This window comes from Agrobacterium tumefaciens (assembly GCF_013318015.2).
GTDB lineage: Bacteria > Pseudomonadota > Alphaproteobacteria > Rhizobiales > Rhizobiaceae > Agrobacterium > Agrobacterium tumefaciens.
The window spans coordinates 478,704-497,796 of the sequence record NZ_CP115841.1; the positions used below are offsets into that span (position 1 = coordinate 478,704).

Here is a 19,093-nt window from a genome sequence, read left to right on the forward strand (position 1 = left end):
GGCGCTCAGGCCCGGCGCACATGGCCGGTGTGAGCGGCGTAAAGTTCCGCGACATTCAGGCGTTCGCGATCCGCCTCGACAGGTGCTGCAGCCTCTGTATCTGCGCCGTTTGCGGCAGCGGATGCCGCCCATAGTCTCAGCGCGGCCCTTACGACCTCGCTGCCGGATGCGTAGGCGCCGCTATTCACGGCCTCGCGCATTCTTGCTGCCTGTTCCGGGGAAATCGATACTGTCACCATTGGCATGATATCACTCCCTTGTTCAACCGTTGCGAAGGCATCTCCGGTCCGTGTCGGGACCTGATGGGGATCGCGGTCTTGCGGGCGTTTTTTCAGTTTTCGTCTGGCGCCGCTTCCAGCGAAATTTGTATCACTCTGCATATTAGCACGAAACGTGTTCCATTCCCAATTTGCAGTATATCACGGTTTAGTTTTTCCCCTGTGAGCGGCTCCTCAGCATGGGAGCGGCTAGTCTTATCCGGCCTTGCCCGGTTTTCTTTGATCCATGGCAAATCAGCGACATGAAATGGCGCGTTTTTTATTGATTGATTGATCAATCAAGAATATTTTGCCCGCCATCAAGGAGACCCTTATGCCCAAGAGCGGAATGGAGCCTTTGCGCCGCAAGGCGCTTGTGGATGCGGCGTTACGCACCATAGGCCACCATGGTTCGCTGAATGTGACAATGTCGGATATTGCCCGGGAAGCGGGCGTATCGCCGGCGCTTGCGCATCATTATTTCGGCAGCAAGCAGCAGCTTCTTCTGGAAACCATCCGCAGCCTGCTGCGGGATCTGAGGCGCGATGCGGTGGCGGCGCTGACCCGCGCCAATGGCCCGCGCGAACGGCTGAGCGCCATCGTTCACGTCTCTTTCCAGAGCGACCAGTTCACGCCCGAGACGGTGGCGGCATGGCTTGCCTTTTATGTGGAGGCGCAGCGCTCGGAAGAAACGCGCCGCCTGCTGGTGCTCTATTCCCGTCGCCTGCGCTCGAACCTCATGGCAAGCCTGAACCGGCTATGTCCACCCGATGACGCCGCGCGCATTGCGGAAGGGGCGGCAGCCCTTATCGACGGGCTGTATATCAGGCACAGCCTGCGTTCGGCCCCGCTTGGGCTCGCCTCAGCGCCGGCCCTTGTCGAAGACTATTTCGACTTGCAGCTCAAACCATATCCTGATGGACAGCGCCCGAAGCCGTCCGTCCGCATTCTCTAGGAGTATTCGACATGACTATCGCGACGTCTCTCAGGGCGCAGCCCAAAGCCTCGCATTTCATTGATGGCGACTATGTCGAAGACAATGCCGGCACGCTTTTCGAAAGCGTCTTTCCGGCCACCGGCGAAGTCATTGCAAAGCTGCATGCGGCAACGCCCGCGATTGTCGAGCGCGCCATTGCATCGGCCAAACGCGCCCAGAAGGAATGGGCGGCGATGAGCCCCATGGCGCGCGGGCGTATATTGAAACGCGCCGCCGATATCATGCGTGAACGCAACGAGGCGCTCTCCACGCTCGAAACGCTGGATACCGGCAAGCCGATCCAGGAAACCATCGTCGCCGATCCGACCTCGGGTGCCGATGCCTTCGAATTTTTCGGCGGTATCGCGCCTTCCGCGCTGAACGGCAACTACATCCCGCTCGGCGGCGATTTCGCCTATACCAAGCGCGTGCCGCTCGGCGTGTGTGTCGGCATCGGCGCATGGAACTATCCACAGCAGATCGCCTGCTGGAAGGCGGCCCCGGCGCTCGTTGCCGGCAACGCCATGGTCTTCAAGCCCTCGGAAAACACCCCGCTCGGCGCTCTGAAGATTGCCGAAATCCTGATCGAGGCAGGGCTGCCCAAGGGCCTGTTCAACGTCATTCAGGGTGATCGCGATACCGGCCCGCTTCTGGTCAACCACCCGGATGTCGCCAAGGTCTCGCTCACCGGCTCGGTGCCCACCGGCCGCAAGGTGGCGGCCGCCGCCGCCGGGCATCTCAAGCATGTGACGATGGAACTCGGTGGCAAATCGCCGCTGATCGTGTTTGACGATGCCGATATCGAAAGCGCTGTCGGCGGTGCGATGCTCGGCAATTTCTATTCTTCCGGTCAGGTCTGCTCCAACGGTACCCGCGTTTTCGTGCAGAAAAAGGCAAAGGACCGCTTCCTCGAAAACCTGAAGCGCCGCACCGAGGCGATGATCCTCGGCGACCCCCTGGATTACGCCACCCATCTCGGCCCGCTGGTCTCCAAAGCCCAGCAGGAAAAGGTGCTTGGCTATATCGAAAAGGGCAAGGCGGAGGGTGCGACGCTGGTAACCGGCGGCGGCATTCCCAACAATGTTGCAGGCGAGGGCGCCTATGTGCAGCCGACCGTGTTTGCAGATGTGACCGATGACATGACTATCGCGCGCGAGGAAATCTTCGGCCCGGTCATGTGCGTGCTGGATTTCGACGATGAGGATGAGGTTCTCGCCCGCGCCAACGCCACCGAATTCGGCCTTGCCGGCGGCGTCTTCACCGCCGATCTGGCCCGCGCTCATCGCGTGGTCGACCAGCTGGAGGCGGGCACGCTGTGGATCAACACCTACAATCTCTGCCCGGTGGAAATCCCATTCGGCGGCTCCAAGCAGTCTGGTTTCGGGCGCGAGAATTCGGCGGCGGCGCTGGATCATTATAGCGAGCTGAAGACGGTTTATGTGAGCACGGGGAAGGTGGACGCGCCTTATTGAGATTTGGTGGGGGGGGACCCCACCCTCAGCCCGTTAATCGGAACCAACGCTCATTGAAGAGAGAGCAAATCATGCACGCAGATTACGTCATCGTCGGTTCCGGTTCCGCAGGCTCCGCCATCGCCTATCGCCTGTCGGAAGACGGCCGTTATTCGGTGATTGTCATTGAGGCTGGCGGCTCGGATTTCGGGCCTTTCATCCAGATGCCGGCCGCACTCGCCTGGCCGATGAGCATGAAGCGCTACAATTGGGGCTATCTCTCCGAACCCGAACCGAACCTCGACAATCGCCGCATCACCGCCCCACGCGGCAAGGTCATCGGCGGTTCGTCCTCCATTAACGGCCTTGTTTACGTGCGCGGCCATGCCGAGGATTTCAACCGCTGGGAGGAACTGGGCGCGCATGGTTGGGCCTATGCGGATGTGCTGCCTTATTTCAAGCGCATGGAACACAGCCATGGCGGCGAAGAGGGGTGGCGCGGCACGGATGGGCCGCTGCATGTTCAGCGCGGGCCGGTCAGCAATCCGCTGTTCCACGCCTTCATTCAGGCTGGTGCGCAGGCAGGCTTCGAGCTGACAGACGACTATAACGGCTCCAAACAGGAAGGTTTCGGCCTGATGGAGCAGACCATCCATAATGGCCGCCGCTGGTCCGCCGCCAATGCCTACCTGAAGCCGGCGCTGAAGCGCGGTAATGTCACGCTGGTCAATGGCTTCGCCCGCAAGGTCGACATCGAGAACGGCCGTGCCGTCGGCGTCGAAATCGAGCGCAGGGGCGGGGTGGAAACCATCAGGGCCGATCGTGAGGTGATCGTCTCGGCATCGTCTTTCAATTCGCCGAAATTGCTGATGCTTTCGGGCATCGGGCCTGCCGCTCATCTGAAGGACATGGGCATAGAGGTTAAGGCGGATCGGCCGGGTGTCGGCGCAAACCTTCAGGACCATATGGAGTTTTATTTCCAGCAGGTCTCCACCAAGCCGGTGTCGCTTTACTCCTGGCTGCCCTGGTTCTGGCAGGGGGTCGCGGGCGCGCAATGGCTGCTGTCGAAAGGCGGGTTAGGGGCCTCCAACCAGTTCGAGGCCTGCGCCTTCCTGCGTTCAGCGCCTGGCCTGAAACAGCCTGACATCCAGTACCATTTCCTGCCCGTCGCCATCTCCTATGATGGCAAGGCTGCTGCGAAAAGCCATGGTTTTCAGGCACATGTCGGCTACAACCTGTCGAAGTCGCGCGGCAATGTCACGCTGCGTTCCGCCGATCCGCATGACGACCCGGTCATCCGCTTCAACTATATGAGCCACCCGGAAGACTGGGAAAAATTCCGCCATTGCGTGCGCCTCACGCGCGAGATTTTCGGCCAGAAAGCCTTCGACGATTTTCGCGGGCCTGAAATCCAGCCGGGCGAAAAGGTAGAGACGGACGAACAGATCGACGCCTTCCTGCGCGAACATCTGGAAAGCGCCTATCACCCCTGCGGCACCTGCCTGATGGGCGACAGGAACGACCCCATGGCGGTCGTTGATCCCGAATGCCGGGTGATCGGCGTGGAGGGGCTGCGGGTCGCCGACAGCTCGATCTTCCCGCACGTGACCTATGGCAACCTGAACGGTCCGTCGATCATGACGGGCGAAAAGGCGGCGGACCACATCCTTGGCAAAACCCCGCTGCCGCGCTCCAATCAGGAGCCGTGGGTAAACCCGCGCGCGGCCGTCAGCGACCGGTGAGGATCAATGGTAATCGTCCTCGCGCTGGTGGCGAACGGCGGCAATGGTGACTGTTTCCGGGCCGTCGATGCGGAACAGCACGATATAGCCGGATGACCCGAACGGCACGAGGAGTTCACGTATCAGCCCGTTTTCAGAAGATGCCTTACGGCAACTGAAGGGAAAATCGCTGAGAATGTCTAATCCTGCTCTTATGGCGTGAATGGCCTTCTCGGCCACATCGATGTCGTATGCGATCAGAAAATCATAGATGCGATCGAAATCCGCCAGTGCTTCTTCGGTATAACGAAGCTGATATGTCATTTCCGTTTCGCGGCTTTCGCAGCATCGAGTTTTCTTTGCATCATCGAAAGAACATCGTTGGTGCTATAATAGACACCGGTGCGCTCCGCTTGTTCGAGCGACGCCAGCCCGCGCGCAATGAATTCCGCCTGCGATTTGCGGATTTCCACCTGCCTGCGGACCGAATCCTCGACAAATGACGATAGCGTCTCGCCGTCTTTCAGAACGCTTTCTGCCGCCTCGCGGAAATCCGCCGTTACACGCAGCGAAGGCAAAGTTGCGGTTTTCATCTTTTCTCTCCATGCGTTGCATTTGCGATGCGCAGCTTCTGCCATCTGTCGCAACGAGTCAAATGCAAAACTTGCAATCGCCGGCTGGCAGGCCGATAAAAGGGCCTCCCGCCCGACAATAACTGAAATCACCGATCTGGATCCCCATGCCCGTCGACTACAAAAAGCTGAAGATGCTCCGCCGTTCCCGTGTTGTGTGGGGTTCATGGCGGGTGTGGAAGCCGAGGGCGGTTTTCTGGATCGGCGCGATTGCGGTGGGCCTTATCAGCGTCGGTTTTGCCTGGGCGGCGGATCGCGCCCAGCATCTTTTCTTCTCGGCAACATCTTCTGGCGAATGGGCGTTTCTGCTGCCGCTTGTCGTGACGCCGCTCGGTTTCACGCTGTGCGCCTGGCTGGCGCTGACGGTTTTTCCCAATGCCGGCGGCAGCGGCATTCCCCAGGCCATCGCCGCGCGGCACCTGCGTGACGACGCGGATCGTTCGCGGCTCCTGTCGCTGAAACTCGCTTTCGGCAAGGTCTTGCTGACGGTCGTCGGGCTTTTGTCCGGTGCGTCAATCGGGAGAGAGGGGCCAACCGTGCAGGTCGGGGCCTCGATCATGCTTCAGGCGGCGCGCTGGGGCGGCATGGCACAGGCAAAGGGTCTTATTCTTGCCGGATCAGCGGCGGGTATTGCCGCAGCGTTCAACACACCGCTGGCCGGCATCGTGTTTGCCATCGAGGAAATGAGCAGGACCTACGAATCCCGGGCAAACGGCCTCGTCCTTACCGCCGTCATCCTGTCCGGCCTTGCCTCGCTGGCGCTGGTCGGCAGCTATACTTACTTTGGCACCAGTTCCGTCATGGCGAAAACCATGATGGACTGGCTGCTCGTGCTGGTCTGCGGCATTGGTGGTGGTGCGTTCGGCGCGCTGTTCAGCGCGGGCGCACTGCGCCTGTCCGCGCGTATCCGGCGCTTCGCCCAGGCCATGCCGTCAAGGCGGATGCTGGCGGTTGCCGCCGCCTGCGGCCTTGCCTCCGCCGTCATCGGTATTGCAACTGATGGCGCGACCTTCGGAACGGGTTACGAACAGGCGCGCGCCGCAATCGAGGGCCAGGCCGCACCGGCCTTCTTCTTCATCGAAAAGCTGGCGGCCACGTTTCTGGCGATGATGTCGGGCATTCCGGGCGGTATATTCGCGCCGTCGCTGTCCGTGGGCGCGGGCTTTGGCAGTACGATGGCGACTTTGCTGGGTACGAGCATCGGCCTTGGCGCCATTGTCGGCATGGCGGGATATTTCGCGGGCGTGGTGCAGGCCCCCATGACGGCTTTCGTAATCATCCTCGAAATGACCGGCAATCATGACGGCGTCATCCCCATCATGGTGGCATCGATGCTGGGATATCTAACCTCCCGGCTGTTCTCCCGGGAGCCGCTCTATCACGGCCTGTCGCGTGTTTTTATTGCCCAGAGCATCCGCGCTAAACGCGCAGCACACGCCGCTGAGACCTGACCCGACTTTACGCGCGGATACCCGCCACTCCGAAATAGCCAAGTCCCGGTATCTTCACGCCGGGCCGGCTGAAATCGAAACCCGCGACCAGGCCGAGGAAATTGACCTCGAAGCCACTGCGTGCGCCGGCCGAAATACCGAACAACCCGCCAAGCGAGAGGCTCGCATCCTTCCAGTCGTCGGCGACGTGGTAAAACGCGCCGTTGGGCAGATAGTCGCGGCCCACCGCGTCTGATGGCAGAACCACACCGAGCTCCGGCACGCTGCGCAGCACATGGGCAACGAAAGTGTTGGAGTTGGGACCGGGATAGATACGATAGCCGCCCGGTTTGCCATAGGGATAGTCGGCAATCGCCTGTTCGATCTTCGGGATCAGTTTTTCCGCTGCCGCCCCATGAATGGCCACCACCTGACGCGGCGTGTTGGAATACCAATAGGCATCCGCCGGATAGCCATTGTGGCGTATCGGCATTCCCCAGCCCACCTTGTCGTAGCGATCGTAGGCCGTCGCGCCCGGCTTTTTCAGCACGATCCAGGCATGGCTGGCGACGGAGCCTTTAAAGCCACCGGTCATGGCGGAAAAAACGTAAACCGCCGCCTGCCGGTCGGCACCTGCTTGCGGCAGGGTGCCGGAAGAAGACCAGCGCGCGTCACGCCAGCCCTGCGGGTGATCCCTCATGGCCCACAACCCCGCCGATGCCAGAGCTGGCAGCAGATAGATGATGGCAATCGCCAGCAGCAGACGTTTTGCAAATTTCACTGATAGCCTCGTGCATCGAAAAATCAATTGCGCTATCAACGACATAAAATCAGAACTTTTTGAGGCCGCAAAAATGAACAATTCCGTTACCGTCGAAGTCCTCAGGGGCAGTCTGGTCGAAAGCCGCCACCAGGGTCTTGCAGTGGTGGTGGATGGCGATGGTGGCGTCGTGTTTTCAGCTGGTGATGTCGAGCGTGGCGTTTTCCCGCGTTCTGCCTGCAAGGCCATGCAGGCGCTGCCGCTGGTGGAAAGCGGCGCGGCGGATGCCTATGGCTTCGGCAATCGCGAACTGGCGCTTGCCTGCTCTTCCCATTCCGGCGAGGATGAACACGCGGCGCTCGCCGCCTCCATGCTCGCAAGGGCGGGCAGGGATGTGGATACGCTCGAATGCGGCGCGCACTGGTCTTCCGACCAGAAGACCATCATCCATCAGGCCCGCACGCGGGAAAAGCCGACGGCGCTTCACAATAACTGCTCCGGCAAGCACTCCGGCTTCATCTGCGCCTGCTGTCACACAGGCACCGACCCCAAGGGCTATGTCGGTTACGACCACCCCCTGCAGCGGGAAATCCGCGCGACGATGGAAAGCCTGACGGGTGCGACGCTTGGCCATGACAATTGCGGCGTGGACGGTTGCTCGATCCCCACTTATGCCGTGCCGCTCAAGGGTCTGGCGCATGGTTTTGCCAAGATGGCGACGGGCAGGGGGCTGGAGGCCGGGCGCGCGCAAGCCTCTCGCCGGCTCTTTGACGCCTGCATGGCGGAACCCTTTTACGTGGCGGGCACCGGCCGCACCTGCACCAGGCTGATGCAGATCGCGCCGGGCAGGATTTTCGCCAAGACCGGAGCAGAAGGCGTGTTCGTGGCCGCACTGCCGGAAAAGGGCATCGCCATGGCGGTGAAATGCGAAGACGGCACGACGCGTGCGGCCGAAGCGATGATTGCCGCAATGCTGGCGAAATATTTCGATGGCGCCGAGAACGAGGCGCTGCTTGCCATGGCAAACCGGCAGATGCGCAACTGGAACGGCATCCATGTCGGCCATATCCGGGTTGTCGGCCTCTAGAGGCATCTCCTGTAAAACTGCGCAGCGGCTTAAGACAAAAAATAAGGCGCGCGGTATGCCTTCGGTTAAACGCGACACGCTTCAGAAATAACCTTTGACGCGGCCCGCTGCCGGCAGGATGATGGATTGCCCTTGCATGTGATGGTCTGCCAGATCGCCGCCGCAGGGGCTGGCGTCTGCACGCGAGGAGGTGGGCGCCCCTCATTGCCCTGGAGGTTGCATATCCATGTTCACACTGTTTTTCTCCCCCGGTTCCTGCTCCCGCGCCAGCCATATCGTGCTTGAGGAATCCGGCCTGCCTTACACGGCCCATCGCGTCAACTTCGCCGAGGGCGAGCAGCGCTCCGAGGCATTCCTGAAGATCAACCCGAAAGGCCGCGTGCCAGCGCTGGCAACGGCAAGCGGGGTGCTGACGGAAACGCCTGCCATCCTCGCCTTCATTGCGCAGATGGCTCCGGAGAAGAAACTCGCCCCACTCGACGATCCCTTCGAATTCGCCCTGATGCAAGCCTTCAACGCCTTCATTTCCTCCACGGTGCATGTCGCCCATGCGCATGGCCGGCGCGGCAGCCGCTGGGCGAGCGAGGATAGTTCCCTGGCGGATATGAAAGCGAAGGTGCCGCAGACCATGACCGATTGTTTCGAACTGATCGAGCACGGCATGCTGCACGGCCCGTGGGTCTTGGGCACCGCCTATTCGGTCGCCGATCCCTATCTATTCGTCATGTCCGGCTGGCTGGAAAGCGACGGCGTGGATATCGCCCGCTTCCCGAAGGTGCATGATCACTTCAGGCGCATGAACGAGCGCCCGGCCGTGCAGCGGGCGCTGGCGGGTGAGAAGGGGTGATGTGCTAAAAAGCTTGCTTCGTCGTCCTCGGGCTTGTCCCGAGGATGACGTCGAGTGCGAAGAGAGGTCTGCCAACTATCCCCTAGCTAGTGCCTTCGTTCACGCCGCCTCGGCGGCCCGGCTGTCCCACATGGACTTGAATGCCGTGCGGGCCTGGCAGCGCTCCAGCCAGGCTTTCAGCGCCGGATGGGCGTCAAACAGCGGCTGGTGGCCCTGCGCGTAACGGACGATTTCCGCCACGTTGAGATCGGCGACGGTGAAACGGTCGCCTACCAGATAATCGTGGCTGGCAAGATGTTGCTCCAGCACCCGGAAGGGCCGCCTCAAAAGACGCGCGGCGACATCGATCACCGCTTTGCCGGCATCGCTTTCCGAAAGCCCTTCGGCGATGGCGGAGGAAATCTTCAGCGAATTGGTCTCGATTTCGGTCGCGGCAAAGAACGACCATTGCAGCATCGCCGCATCTTCCTTCAGGTCGACCGGTGCGAGCGGTCCGCCATATTTGCGGACGAGATAAAGGTTGATGGCCATGGATTCATAAAGCACCATGCCGTCATCTTCGATGCAGGGGATGGTGCCCATCGGATTGATGGCCAGAAACGCGGGGGACAGCGTGTTGAGCGGCGCGTCTGCGGCCAGGGGATCGGCAACGCGGCGGGCCTGCACGACAGGCACGTGCTTGAATTCCATGCCCAGTTCCCCGGCAAGCCAGAGCGTGCGCGTGGCGCGGGAACGGTAGACACCATAGATCGTCAACATCGAAGTCACCCTTTTACCTTTTCGATGGCGGCACGTTAAGGTCTCGTCCTTTTAAAGTGAAGTTGTGGATGTCAGGGTCAACTATGATTTTTTCTGATCCGTCAGGAGGTCTGTATCCGGTGACAGCCGGGCCTCGAAACGGTCGATGAACCGATCGAAAAGCCGCGCGAATGTCTCGACATCTTCCTCCGGCCATCCATCCATCACATCCTGGATGACGCTCATCTTGGTCCGGCGCATTTCCTGAAGCAGACTGGTGCCAAGTGGTGTGATCTCAACGATGCTGCGGCGGGCATCCTCCTGCGAGACGCCGCGTTTCAACAGGCCGCGCCCGACCATATCCGCCACCACCCGGCTGCCGCGCGAGGGGTCGATGCGCATGCCCTCGGCAATCGCACCAACGGTGACATCACCGTCCGCGCGGCGCAATATATCGAGAACGTCGATATGGGAGAGTTCCAGACCCGGAGCCACCTTGGCAAGCGCCATGCGCCCGATGATGCGCCGTCCGATCATGATGCGCATACGCGTCATCGTATTGCCGATGCGCTTGATGTCTTCGGGCAGATCCTCGTTCCAGTCTTCCTCAGTCGACACGCTCAGCCGTTCCTTTCAATCCCGATTTGCGATCACATTTAGCGCCAATATCATGGATGTCAAAAACTTGCCATTGACATATATATGCTAATAGCACACAAATTGTCGCAGCAAAATTGCCGAAACTCAACGAGATTTTTCATGGATATGTCCGTTGCCCCCGTGGCGCCGCTTGTGTCGGATCACCGGCGTAGGCTCATCGTTTTCCTGTTTCTGATGTTGGCCATGTTCATGGCTACCCTCGACAACCAGATCGTCTCGACAGCGCTGCCCACCATCGTCGGCGAGTTCGGCGCACTGGAGCGTTTCGGCTGGATCGGTTCGGCCTATCTTCTGGCCAGCAGCGCGGTCATGCCTGTTTATGGCAAGCTCGGAGACCTGTTCGGGCGAAAATACGTGATGATCGCGGCGGTTATAATCTTCACACTCGGCTCGCTCGCCTGCGGGCTGGCCTGGTCAATGGATAGCCTGATCGCGGCCCGCGTGCTTCAGGGCCTTGGCGGCGGCGGCATCATGGTGTCGATCTTCTCCGTCAATGCGGATCTGTTCGAACCGCGTGAAAGAGCCCGTTACCAGAGCTATTCCAGCCTCACCATCATGGCGTCCGGCAGCGTCGGGCCTATTCTCGGCGGCACGATGAGCGATCTGTTCGGCTGGCGGTCGATCTTCCTCATCAACCTGCCACTCGGGCTTATCGTCATCACCGGCCTGATTTTCCTGCTGCCCTACCGCCGTCCCGCGCGTCAGCCGAAGATCGACTATCTCGGCGCCGTCCTGCTGGCAGCGACGATCGCAAGCGTCGTCTTCTGGGCCGACAGCAGCGAATTGTTCGGTTCGCTTATTGCAGGTCCCAGCCTCGGTATTATCGCTTTCGCCGTCATCGCCGCATTCCTCTGGGTGCAGGTGGAACGTCGCGCGCCGGAACCCGTGGTGCCGCTCAGGCTCTTCAAGGACAGCACCTTTCCGCTGTTGATGATCGTTTCATTGACCAGCGGCGGCATTGGCATCGGCATGGTCAATTATTACGCGCTGTTCCTGCAGACCACGACGGGGCTTTCCCCATCCCATGCCGGCCTGTTCTTCATCGCCGTCACCGGCGGCATCGTCATGGGTTCCCTGTCGGCCGGGCGGTTGATCTCGATCACCGGCGTCTATAAGCCGTTTTCGGTGGCCGGGCTCACTATCAATGTCATCGCCATGCTGCTCTTCACGCAGATGCATGCGGGAACGCCGCTTTGGCTGATTGCGATTCTCATGCTGGCGCAGGGTTTCGCCGTCGGCCTCGGTCAGCAGGCACCGATTATCGGCGTGCAGAATTCCGCGCCGAAGGCCGATATCGGTGCCGCAAGCGGCGCGGTGACGCTCACCCGCATGGGCGGCGCAGCAATCGCCATCTCGGTCTATGGCGCGATCGTCACCTCCAGCCTCAAGGGCGTTGACGTGACCATTCCGGGTGTCGGAAGGATTGAGGAATTGACGCCGAAGATGCTCTCCGAACTGCCCGCGGCATCGCAGGCAGCCGTTGCCTCGCTCTATTCGGATGCCTTCACGCCGCTGTTCTTCGCAGCCGCCGCAACCGCCGCCATCGGCCTTGCCGCAGCACTGATGCTGAAACCGGTCCGGTTGCCAGCCGCAGTACAGGCGGCCAAGCCGGCGGAAAGTGCGGGGGAGTAGGGGGCGGCTGTCCTTATAAGGCGCGGTGAACTCGAGCTGCGCCTTCCTCCGGCAACTTGCTCTTCCCTCATCCCTGTGAGAAGCACAAGGATGAGGGATGGTTCCGGGCCTTTCCAATATACCCGCGACCTCTGAGCGCGAAAACAAAACTGCACCCCTGGAAATTTAACGCCCGTTCCGCGTTATGCTCGCAGCACTTTAAATTCGCGCGGGCGGCCCTATCTCAATGAATATGAAGCCGGAACAGCTCCTGAACTCCACGCCCAAGGGTCTTTATTGCCCGCCGGGCGATTTTTATATCGACCCGGTGCGGCCGGTGGCGCGCGCGTTGATAACCCACGGCCATTCCGATCACGCCCGCGCCGGCCACGGGGCGGTGCTGGCCACACGCCAGACGCTCGATATCATGCGCATCCGTTACGGCGAGGACTTCTGCGGCAGCGAGCAGGCGGTCGCATTCGGGGAGACGGTGGAGGTAAACGGCGTGACCGTCGGTTTCCACCCGGCGGGCCATGTGCTGGGTTCGGCGCAGATCTCCGTGGAAATGAATGGCATGCGCATCGTTGCCTCCGGCGATTACAAGCGCGGTATCGATCCCACCTGTACACCCTTCGAAACGGTGCCGTGTGATGTCTTCATCACCGAGGCCACCTTCGGCTTGCCGGTATTTCACCACCCGCTGCCGCGGGTGGAAATCGGCAAGCTGCTCACCTCCATCAAGCAGTTTCCCGAGCGCACCCATCTGGTCGGCGCCTATTCGCTCGGCAAGGCGCAGCGCGTTATCAGGCTCCTGCGCGACAATGGTTATGCCGATCCCATCTATATCCACGGCGCGCTGGCGCGGCTTTGCGATTATTACGTGTCGCAAGGCATCGATCTCGGTGAGCTGCGCCCCGCGACGCTTGAAAAAAGCGATCCCGCCATCTTCAAGGGCGCGATCGTCGTAGGCCCGCCCTCTGCATTTCAGGAGCGCTGGGCGCGCCGTTTCAACGAGCCGCTGATCGCATTCGCGTCCGGCTGGATGATGGTCCGACAGCGAGCGAAAAAGGGCGGCGTGGAGCTGCCTTTGGTCATCTCCGACCACTGCGACTGGCCGGAACTGCTGGAAACCATCAAGGAAATTGGCCCGCAGGCCGTCTGGGTCACGCATGGTCGCGAGGAGGCGCTGGTGCGCTGGTGCGAATTGCAGGGCATTGCTGCCAAACCGCTGCATCTTGTCGGTTACGAAGACGAGGGGGATTGAGATGAAAGCCTTCGCCACCCTTCTCGACCGACTTGTCCTCACCCCATCGCGCAACGGCAAGCTGAAGCTTTTGACCGATTATTTCCGCGATACGCCTGACCCAGACCGGGGGTATGGGCTGGCGGCGATTGCCGGCACGCTGGACCTCAAAAGCGTCAAGCCCGCAATGCTGCGCGAGCTGGTGCTGGAGCGCATGGACGAGGTGCTGTTCCGCTATTCATACGATTATGTCGGCGACCTGGCCGAGACCATCTCGCTGGTCTGGGGCAATATCGGCGGTCTGGATGATTCCGAGGCGCAGGATCCCCGTCTTGGCGAAGTCGTGACGCTGATGAATTCGCTCGGCCGCACCGAAGTGCGCGGAGCGGTGCGCGATCTGCTCGACCGGCTCGATACCTCCTCGCGTTTCGCCTTCCTGAAACTCGCAACCGGCAGCCTTCGCATCGGCGTTTCGGCGCGGCTGGCGCGGCAGGCACTGGCGGATTTCGCGGATAAGGACATCATCGAAATCGAAACCCTCTGGCACGGTCTGACGCCGCCTTACACGACGCTTTTCGCCTGGCTGGAGGGCAAGTCCGAGCGGCCGGTTCTGGCAACGCCCGCCATCTTTCACTCGGTAATGCTGGCCACCCCGGTTGCAGACGGCGATCTCGATGGTCTGGACCCTGCCGATTATGCGGCTGAGTGGAAATGGGACGGCATCCGTGTGCAGCTTTCCCGCGCAGGCGAGACGCGCAAACTCTACTCCCGCTCCGGCGACGATATTTCCGGCGCATTTCCCGACGTGCTCGATGCCATCGATTTCGAAGGCGTGATGGATGGTGAATTGCTGATTGGTGGCACGGCGCGCTCCAACAATCTCACGCGCACCTTTTCCGACCTTCAACAACGGCTGAACCGCAAGACGGTGACGGCCAAGATGCAGGATGACTATCCGGCCTTCATCCGCGCCTATGACCTGCTGTTCGATGGTGAGAGCGACATTCGCGCGCAGACCTATCTAGAACGCCGTGGCCGCCTGTCGGATATCATCGAACATGCCCCGCATGACCGCTTCGACCTGTCTCCGCTCATCGGTTTTTCAACATGGGACGAGCTGAATACGCTGCGCGCCGCGCCGCCCGATCCGGTGATCGAAGGCGTCATGATCAAGCGCCGCGACAGCGCCTACCAGGCCGGCCGGGCCAAGGGACCGTGGTTCAAGTGGAAACGCGATCCCTACAATATCGATGCTGTCATGATGTATGCGCAGCGCGGCCATGGCAAACGCTCGAGTTATTATTCCGATTTCACCTTCGGCGTATGGGCGGAAGGGGAGGATGGTGAACAGCTGGTGCCGGTTGGCAAGGCCTATTTCGGTTTTACCGATGCGGAGCTTGAAGTGCTGGACAAGTTCGTGCGCGACAATACCGTCGAGCGTTTCGGGCCCGTGCGCGCGGTGCGCGCCACGCCGGATTTCGGTTTCGTGCTGGAGGTGGCTTTCGAGGGCATCAACCGTTCCAACCGCCACAAATCCGGCGTTGCCATGCGGTTTCCGCGCATTGCGAGGCTTCGCGCTGACAAACTCCCGGCGGAGGCGGATCGCCTGGCGACGCTTGTGGCGATGATCGATGGCGTTGATGGGTAGGGGTCTCCGCTGTCTCCCTCATCCCTGTGCTTGTCACAGGGATCCAGCCAGCCCAAGTCGTTGGGCTGATGGGACTCTTCCCGCCGCGCCGATGCGCGTCGACTGGATTCCTGTGACAAGCCCAGGAGTAAGGGAATGTTTTGTCCAGAAAATGCCATGATGGCTGCGAATACATTGTTGTCATTCGCGAATCCGTGATTGGACAGCCTCTCGCCGCAGTGCTGAACTGCTTCTAATGTTTTGATCACTCAGGTGCGCATATGCCAGATAAACGCTTTCTCTCCTCAGCATTCGGACAGGAAGAAAGCGGCGCGACCTTAAGGAGCCTGACGCGGCGCAATCTGCTTGTGGGTGCCATGGGCCTGTCAGCAGCGGCACTTCTGCCCGCAGGTGCGAAAGCGGGCATTCCCACGCCCGAGGTGCTGCCGCTGGAAAAGCAGGATTACGGCGAGGCGCGTAAACGGTTCCATACCCATTTGCTGCGCAAAATGTCCGCTCCGGAAAAATCATCGCCGCTCGGCACACCGCCGGGCGCGGAACGGGTCACCTATCGTGGCGGGCCGGATGGTTCCATCGAACTTGTGGCCTGGCTTTCCCATTATCAGCCCTCGACGGTACTCAAACCCGCGGTGCTTTTCCTGCACGGAGGCAACGCCACCGGTGACGGCCATTGGGCGATGATGAAGCCCTATTGGGAGGCGGGTTTCGTGGTGCTTTTGCCGTCCTTCCGGGGCGAAAACGGCCAGAACGGCAATTATTCCGGTTTCTACGACGAAACAGCGGATGCGCTGGCGGCGGCGACCTATCTGGAAAGCCTGCCCGGTATCGACAGGAAACGCTTCTTCATTGCCGGGCATTCCAATGGCGGCACGCTAACGCTTTTGGCCGTCATGAGCCGCAAATTCCGTGCTGCCGCGCCGATTTCGGCGGGCGTCAATTCATGGCGTTACTTCAACCGCTATTCGGACGAACTCTGTTTCGACGAAACCGACGAGCGGGAATTCATCATGCGCTCTTCGGTCTGTTTCGGCCCCAGCCTCAAATGCCCGGCGCTTTTGCTGCGCGGCACGGAGGAGCGCCCGTTCGACGCCGATCACCAGCTTTTCGTCGATCGCGCCGTGTATTCGGGATTCAAGGTCGACAAAAAACTGCTGCCCGGCACACACAATGGCGTGGTGCCGGGCGCCGTGACGGAAAGCATCCGCTTTTTCAACGAATTTGCATAAAAAAGGGCCGAAAACCGCGTTGCAGCTTTCGGCCATCTCGTAAAGTCAGGCGCTCTTCTTGAAGTAGCCGAGCAGCCGCATGGCATTGGCGGTGACGAGAACCGTAGCGCCGGTGTCGGCGAAGACAGCGAGCCACAGGCCGGAGAGGCCGGTAACCGTTGTCACCAGGAATACCGCCTTCAGGCCGAGCGCGATCGTTACGTTCTGGTGGATATTGCGCATGGTGGCGCGCGATAGGCCGATCAGGCGGGCAGCATCGCCGACATTGTTGCGCATCAGCGCTGCATCCGCCGCTTCCATCGCCACATCCGTGCCTGAGCCGATGGCGACACCGACGCTTGCAGCCGCGAGGGCGGGCGCATCGTTGATGCCGTCGCCCACCATCACCACGGTTTTCTTCTGGGCAAGCTTGCGGATTTCCTCGACCTTGTTCTGCGGCAGGAGTTCGCCGCGCGCTTCAAGTCCCAGCTTGTTGCCGATTGCCTTTGCCGTGCGGGCATTGTCGCCAGACAGCATAAGCGAGGAAATACCCATCTCCTTCAGTGCCTTGATGCCTTCTGCCGCATCCTTGCGCGGTTCGTCGCGCATGGCGAAGAGACCGCTTGCCGCACCCTCGGCCATGACGACGGCCACGGTCTTGCCTTCGCTTTCCAGTGCGGAAATGCGCTCTGCAAGTTCCGTCGATACGGTCCCGACTTCGGTTGCAAAACGCGGCGCGCCGATGAACAGGCGCTTGCCGCCGACGGTGCCTTGCATGCCACGACCGGAAATCGCCTTGATCTCCGAGCCGGGCAGGGGAGTTACGCCTGCCTTGTTGGCATGGTTGACGATGGCTCTGGCAAGCGGATGGCTGGACTCGTTCTCGATGGTTGCGGCTTGCGCGATCAGCCCGGCCTCGTTGCCGTCAAGAGCCACCACATCCGTCACGACAGGTTCGCCGAGCGTCAGCGTGCCGGTCTTGTCGAAGGCCACGGTTTCGGTGCGTGCCAGCATCTCGATAACCGCACCGCCCTTCACCAGCATACCGTGCCGTGCCGCAGCCGAAAGGCTGGAGGCGATGGCAGCCGGAACGGAAATGACGAGTGCGCAGGGGCAACCGATCAGCAGCAGGGCGAGACCGCGATAAATCCAGGTGTCCCAATCGCCAACGCCCACAAGCGGCGGCACGACGATGGTAAGTGCGGAAATCGCGACGATCAGCGGCATGTAATAACGCGAGAAGTTCTGGATAAAGCGCTCGGTCGGGGCGCGGGCGTCCTGTGCTTCTTCAACGAGCGTGATGATGCGGGCAATGGTGTTGTCTTCCGGCGCCCGGTCGACCCGAATGCGCAGCGAACCGTCATGGTTGATCGAACCCGCAAAGACGCGTGCGCCTTTTTCCTTGGCGACCGGAATGCTCTCGCCGGTCATCGGCGATTCGTCGACGCTGGATTCGCCTTCCATCACCACGCCATCGGCTGCAATGCGGTCGCCCGGACGCGCCACGACCACCTGTCCGATGCGAACCTTATCGGCGGCCACCTGCCGAAGCGTACCGTTTTCTTCCACCAGTGCCGTTTTTGGCAGCAGGGAACCGAGAGCTTTGATGCCCGAGCGGGCACGTGCGGCGGCAAAGCCTTCCAGCAACTCGCCAACGGAGAACAGCAGAACGACGATCGCCGCTTCTTCCGCCTCGCCAATGATGATGGCGCCGATGGCGGCAATCGTCATCAGCATCTCGATGGTGAAGATCGCGCCAAAACGCGCGGCGTTGAAGGCGTTGCGCGCAATGGGAAACAGCGTGACCAGCGTTGCGACGATGAAGGCGTAACTGCCCCATGCCGGGAAGCCAAGCTCCGCCGCATAGGCAACGGCCACGAGAATGGTGCCGGTGAAGGTGTTGCGCGCCTTGGCCGTGCGCCACCACACGCCTTTTTCATCCGCGCCATGGGCGTGGCCTATGTCGGCGCTCTGCGCGACGGTTTCAACGCTCCCGTGGCTATGCGCGTGCTTCGCATCGTCATGATGGTGGCCGCCGCAGCTTGAATGGTCGTGGTCGGCGTGGTCATGGCTCGAATGGTCGTGGCCTGAATGATCATGTTTGTGATCGTGATCATGGCCGTGATGACCGCCGCATGATCCATGGTCATGGTCGTCCGCATGATCGTGATTATGTTCTTCGACCTTGCCGAGTGCGGTTTTTTCCTGCGGCAGCAAGGCAGGCTTGAAGCCGAGCTTGCGCAGCGTGTCCTCGATCTTGTCGACCGGGGTTTTGTTGTTTGCCAGAGAAAGGTTCAGCCTTTCGCGCGCAACGGATACCTTGACGTCGGCAACACCGGGCAGACGCGAGAGCGCGGTTTCGATCTTGGCCGCGCAGCTGCCGCAATCCATGCCGCCGACAGAGAAGGTCAGGGCATTGTTCTGCTCGATGCTCGGTGCTGCTTCCGCATGGTGATGACCACCGCACGATGAATGGTCATGATCATGCCCATGATCGTGATGTTCCGCCGCAATCTTTTCGCGCGGAGCCTTGTCCTGCGGCAGCAAAGCGGGCTTGAAGCCAAGTTTGCGCAGCGTATCCTCGATTTTTGCGACCGACGTTTTGTCTTCCGCCAGCGAAAGGTTCAGCCTTTCGCGCGCAACGGAGACCTTGACGTCGGCAACGCCGGGCAGGCGGGAGAGCGCCGTTTCGATCTTCGCCGCACAGCTGCCGCAATCCATGCCGCCGACCGTGAAGGTCAGGTCTCCTGATTCCCCGTTCAAACTGCCGCGTGTCGAAATATTCATGGTTCTAGCTCCTGAATTCCACTCGACAGCCAATCTGGCA

The 19,093-nt window shown here is 60.9% G+C and carries 17 protein-coding genes; 10 read left to right on the top strand and 7 right to left on the bottom strand.

Annotated features, from left to right (window positions below):
- Nucleotides 1-5 precede the first annotated feature (5 nt).
- Nucleotides 6-245: a ribbon-helix-helix domain-containing protein gene (locus G6L97_RS02310; RefSeq protein WP_065702807.1), complete on the bottom strand. Its 240-nt coding sequence runs from the start codon at nt 243-245 to the stop codon at nt 6-8.
- 346 nt (nt 246-591) lie between these two features.
- Here G6L97_RS02310 and betI point away from each other — a divergent pair, with 346 nt between their 5' ends.
- From betI to betA, 3 genes are all read left to right on the top strand, one after another.
- Nucleotides 592-1,212 carry a transcriptional regulator BetI gene (gene betI, locus G6L97_RS02315; protein ID WP_174002669.1) on the top strand — a complete coding sequence of 207 codons (621 nt, stop codon included), beginning with the start codon at nt 592-594 and terminating at the stop codon, nt 1,210-1,212.
- Between the two features lie 11 nt (nt 1,213-1,223).
- Nucleotides 1,224-2,705, top strand: a complete 1,482-nt coding sequence (gene betB, locus G6L97_RS02320; RefSeq protein ID WP_111783257.1) for a betaine-aldehyde dehydrogenase — start codon at nt 1,224-1,226, stop codon at nt 2,703-2,705.
- Nucleotides 2,706-2,776: 71 nt separating this feature from the next.
- Nucleotides 2,777-4,426, top strand: coding sequence for a choline dehydrogenase (gene betA / locus G6L97_RS02325; RefSeq protein ID WP_111783256.1), 1,650 nt, complete (start codon nt 2,777-2,779; stop codon nt 4,424-4,426).
- A gap of 3 nt (nt 4,427-4,429) precedes the next feature.
- Here betA and G6L97_RS02330 read toward each other — a convergent pair whose 3' ends face one another.
- Entirely contained in the window at nt 4,430-4,729 is a 300-nt protein-coding gene (locus G6L97_RS02330; RefSeq protein ID WP_065661272.1) for a type II toxin-antitoxin system RelE/ParE family toxin, read from the bottom strand.
- Nucleotides 4,726-4,998, bottom strand: coding sequence for a YlcI/YnfO family protein (locus G6L97_RS02335; RefSeq protein WP_111783255.1), 273 nt, complete (start codon nt 4,996-4,998; stop codon nt 4,726-4,728). The genes G6L97_RS02330 and G6L97_RS02335 overlap by 4 nt, the downstream gene beginning before the upstream one ends.
- A 146-nt stretch (nt 4,999-5,144) precedes the next feature.
- Here G6L97_RS02335 and G6L97_RS02340 point away from each other — a divergent pair, with 146 nt between their 5' ends.
- The gene (locus tag G6L97_RS02340) at nt 5,145-6,488 is read left to right on the top strand and encodes a chloride channel protein (RefSeq protein ID WP_065702702.1); all 1,344 of its coding nucleotides are present in this window, start codon (nt 5,145-5,147) and stop codon (nt 6,486-6,488) included.
- Between the two features lie 7 nt (nt 6,489-6,495).
- Here G6L97_RS02340 and G6L97_RS02345 read toward each other — a convergent pair whose 3' ends face one another.
- The gene (locus G6L97_RS02345) at nt 6,496-7,248 is read right to left on the bottom strand and encodes a DUF3750 domain-containing protein (RefSeq protein WP_003511884.1); all 753 of its coding nucleotides are present in this window, start codon (nt 7,246-7,248) and stop codon (nt 6,496-6,498) included.
- A 73-nt stretch (nt 7,249-7,321) separates the two neighbouring features.
- Here G6L97_RS02345 and G6L97_RS02350 point away from each other — a divergent pair, with 73 nt between their 5' ends.
- Together G6L97_RS02350 and G6L97_RS02355 are read left to right on the top strand one after the other, a co-directional pair.
- Nucleotides 7,322-8,314, top strand: a complete 993-nt coding sequence (locus G6L97_RS02350) for an asparaginase (RefSeq protein WP_065702701.1) — start codon at nt 7,322-7,324, stop codon at nt 8,312-8,314.
- Between the two features lie 226 nt (nt 8,315-8,540).
- Nucleotides 8,541-9,161: a glutathione S-transferase family protein gene (locus G6L97_RS02355; protein ID WP_013635651.1), complete on the top strand. Its 621-nt coding sequence runs from the start codon at nt 8,541-8,543 to the stop codon at nt 9,159-9,161.
- A 99-nt stretch (nt 9,162-9,260) separates the two neighbouring features.
- Here the strand turns inward: G6L97_RS02355 and G6L97_RS02360 are convergent, their stop codons facing one another.
- Together G6L97_RS02360 and G6L97_RS02365 are read right to left on the bottom strand one after the other, a co-directional pair.
- Nucleotides 9,261-9,920, bottom strand: a complete 660-nt coding sequence (locus tag G6L97_RS02360) for a glutathione S-transferase family protein (RefSeq protein ID WP_003511889.1) — start codon at nt 9,918-9,920, stop codon at nt 9,261-9,263.
- A gap of 81 nt (nt 9,921-10,001) precedes the next feature.
- On the bottom strand, nt 10,002-10,517 hold the full coding sequence (locus G6L97_RS02365) for a MarR family winged helix-turn-helix transcriptional regulator (RefSeq protein ID WP_003511890.1): 516 nt from the start codon (nt 10,515-10,517) through the stop codon (nt 10,002-10,004).
- A gap of 141 nt (nt 10,518-10,658) precedes the next feature.
- Between G6L97_RS02365 and G6L97_RS02370 the strand changes: the two genes are divergently transcribed.
- The 4 genes from G6L97_RS02370 (at nt 10,659) to G6L97_RS02385 (ending at nt 16,287) form a co-directional block, all read left to right on the top strand.
- The gene (locus G6L97_RS02370) at nt 10,659-12,191 is read left to right on the top strand and encodes an MDR family MFS transporter (protein ID WP_162686621.1); all 1,533 of its coding nucleotides are present in this window, start codon (nt 10,659-10,661) and stop codon (nt 12,189-12,191) included.
- A gap of 226 nt (nt 12,192-12,417) precedes the next feature.
- Entirely contained in the window at nt 12,418-13,434 is a 1,017-nt protein-coding gene (locus G6L97_RS02375; protein ID WP_174002671.1) for a ligase-associated DNA damage response exonuclease, read from the top strand.
- 1 nt (nt 13,435) lies between these two features.
- Complete coding sequence (locus tag G6L97_RS02380; protein WP_003511896.1) at nt 13,436-15,061, top strand: cisplatin damage response ATP-dependent DNA ligase; 1,626 nt, start codon at nt 13,436-13,438, stop codon at nt 15,059-15,061.
- Nucleotides 15,062-15,321: 260 nt separating this feature from the next.
- The gene (locus G6L97_RS02385; RefSeq protein WP_111783254.1) at nt 15,322-16,287 is read left to right on the top strand and encodes an alpha/beta hydrolase family protein; all 966 of its coding nucleotides are present in this window, start codon (nt 15,322-15,324) and stop codon (nt 16,285-16,287) included.
- Nucleotides 16,288-16,332: 45 nt separating this feature from the next.
- Here the strand turns inward: G6L97_RS02385 and G6L97_RS02390 are convergent, their stop codons facing one another.
- Nucleotides 16,333-19,053 (bottom strand): heavy metal translocating P-type ATPase, encoded by a 2,721-nt coding sequence (locus G6L97_RS02390; RefSeq protein WP_111783253.1) that lies wholly within the window; start codon nt 19,051-19,053, stop codon nt 16,333-16,335.
- Nucleotides 19,054-19,093: the final 40 nt, after the last annotated feature.

Bases quoted from the DNA above. Each gene is read 5' to 3' on its own strand.
- betI (WP_174002669.1), top strand. From the start codon at position 592: ATGCCCAAGAGCGGAATGGAGCCTTTGCGCCGCAAGGCGCTTGTGGAT.
- G6L97_RS02375 (WP_174002671.1), top strand. From the start codon at position 12,418: ATGAATATGAAGCCGGAACAGCTCCTGAACTCCACGCCCAAGGGTCTT.
- G6L97_RS02385 (WP_111783254.1), top strand. From the start codon at position 15,322: ATGCCAGATAAACGCTTTCTCTCCTCAGCATTCGGACAGGAAGAAAGC.
- G6L97_RS02370 (WP_162686621.1), top strand. From the start codon at position 10,659: ATGGATATGTCCGTTGCCCCCGTGGCGCCGCTTGTGTCGGATCACCGG.
- G6L97_RS02350 (WP_065702701.1), top strand. From the start codon at position 7,322: ATGAACAATTCCGTTACCGTCGAAGTCCTCAGGGGCAGTCTGGTCGAA.
- G6L97_RS02335 (WP_111783255.1), bottom strand. From the start codon at position 4,998: ATGAAAACCGCAACTTTGCCTTCGCTGCGTGTAACGGCGGATTTCCGC.
- G6L97_RS02330 (WP_065661272.1), bottom strand. From the start codon at position 4,729: ATGACATATCAGCTTCGTTATACCGAAGAAGCACTGGCGGATTTCGAT.
- betA (WP_111783256.1), top strand. From the start codon at position 2,777: ATGCACGCAGATTACGTCATCGTCGGTTCCGGTTCCGCAGGCTCCGCC.
- G6L97_RS02390 (WP_111783253.1), bottom strand. From the start codon at position 19,053: ATGAATATTTCGACACGCGGCAGTTTGAACGGGGAATCAGGAGACCTG.
- G6L97_RS02360 (WP_003511889.1), bottom strand. From the start codon at position 9,920: ATGTTGACGATCTATGGTGTCTACCGTTCCCGCGCCACGCGCACGCTC.
- G6L97_RS02355 (WP_013635651.1), top strand. From the start codon at position 8,541: ATGTTCACACTGTTTTTCTCCCCCGGTTCCTGCTCCCGCGCCAGCCAT.
- G6L97_RS02340 (WP_065702702.1), top strand. From the start codon at position 5,145: ATGCCCGTCGACTACAAAAAGCTGAAGATGCTCCGCCGTTCCCGTGTT.
- G6L97_RS02310 (WP_065702807.1), bottom strand. From the start codon at position 245: ATGCCAATGGTGACAGTATCGATTTCCCCGGAACAGGCAGCAAGAATG.
- betB (WP_111783257.1), top strand. From the start codon at position 1,224: ATGACTATCGCGACGTCTCTCAGGGCGCAGCCCAAAGCCTCGCATTTC.
- G6L97_RS02380 (WP_003511896.1), top strand. From the start codon at position 13,436: ATGAAAGCCTTCGCCACCCTTCTCGACCGACTTGTCCTCACCCCATCG.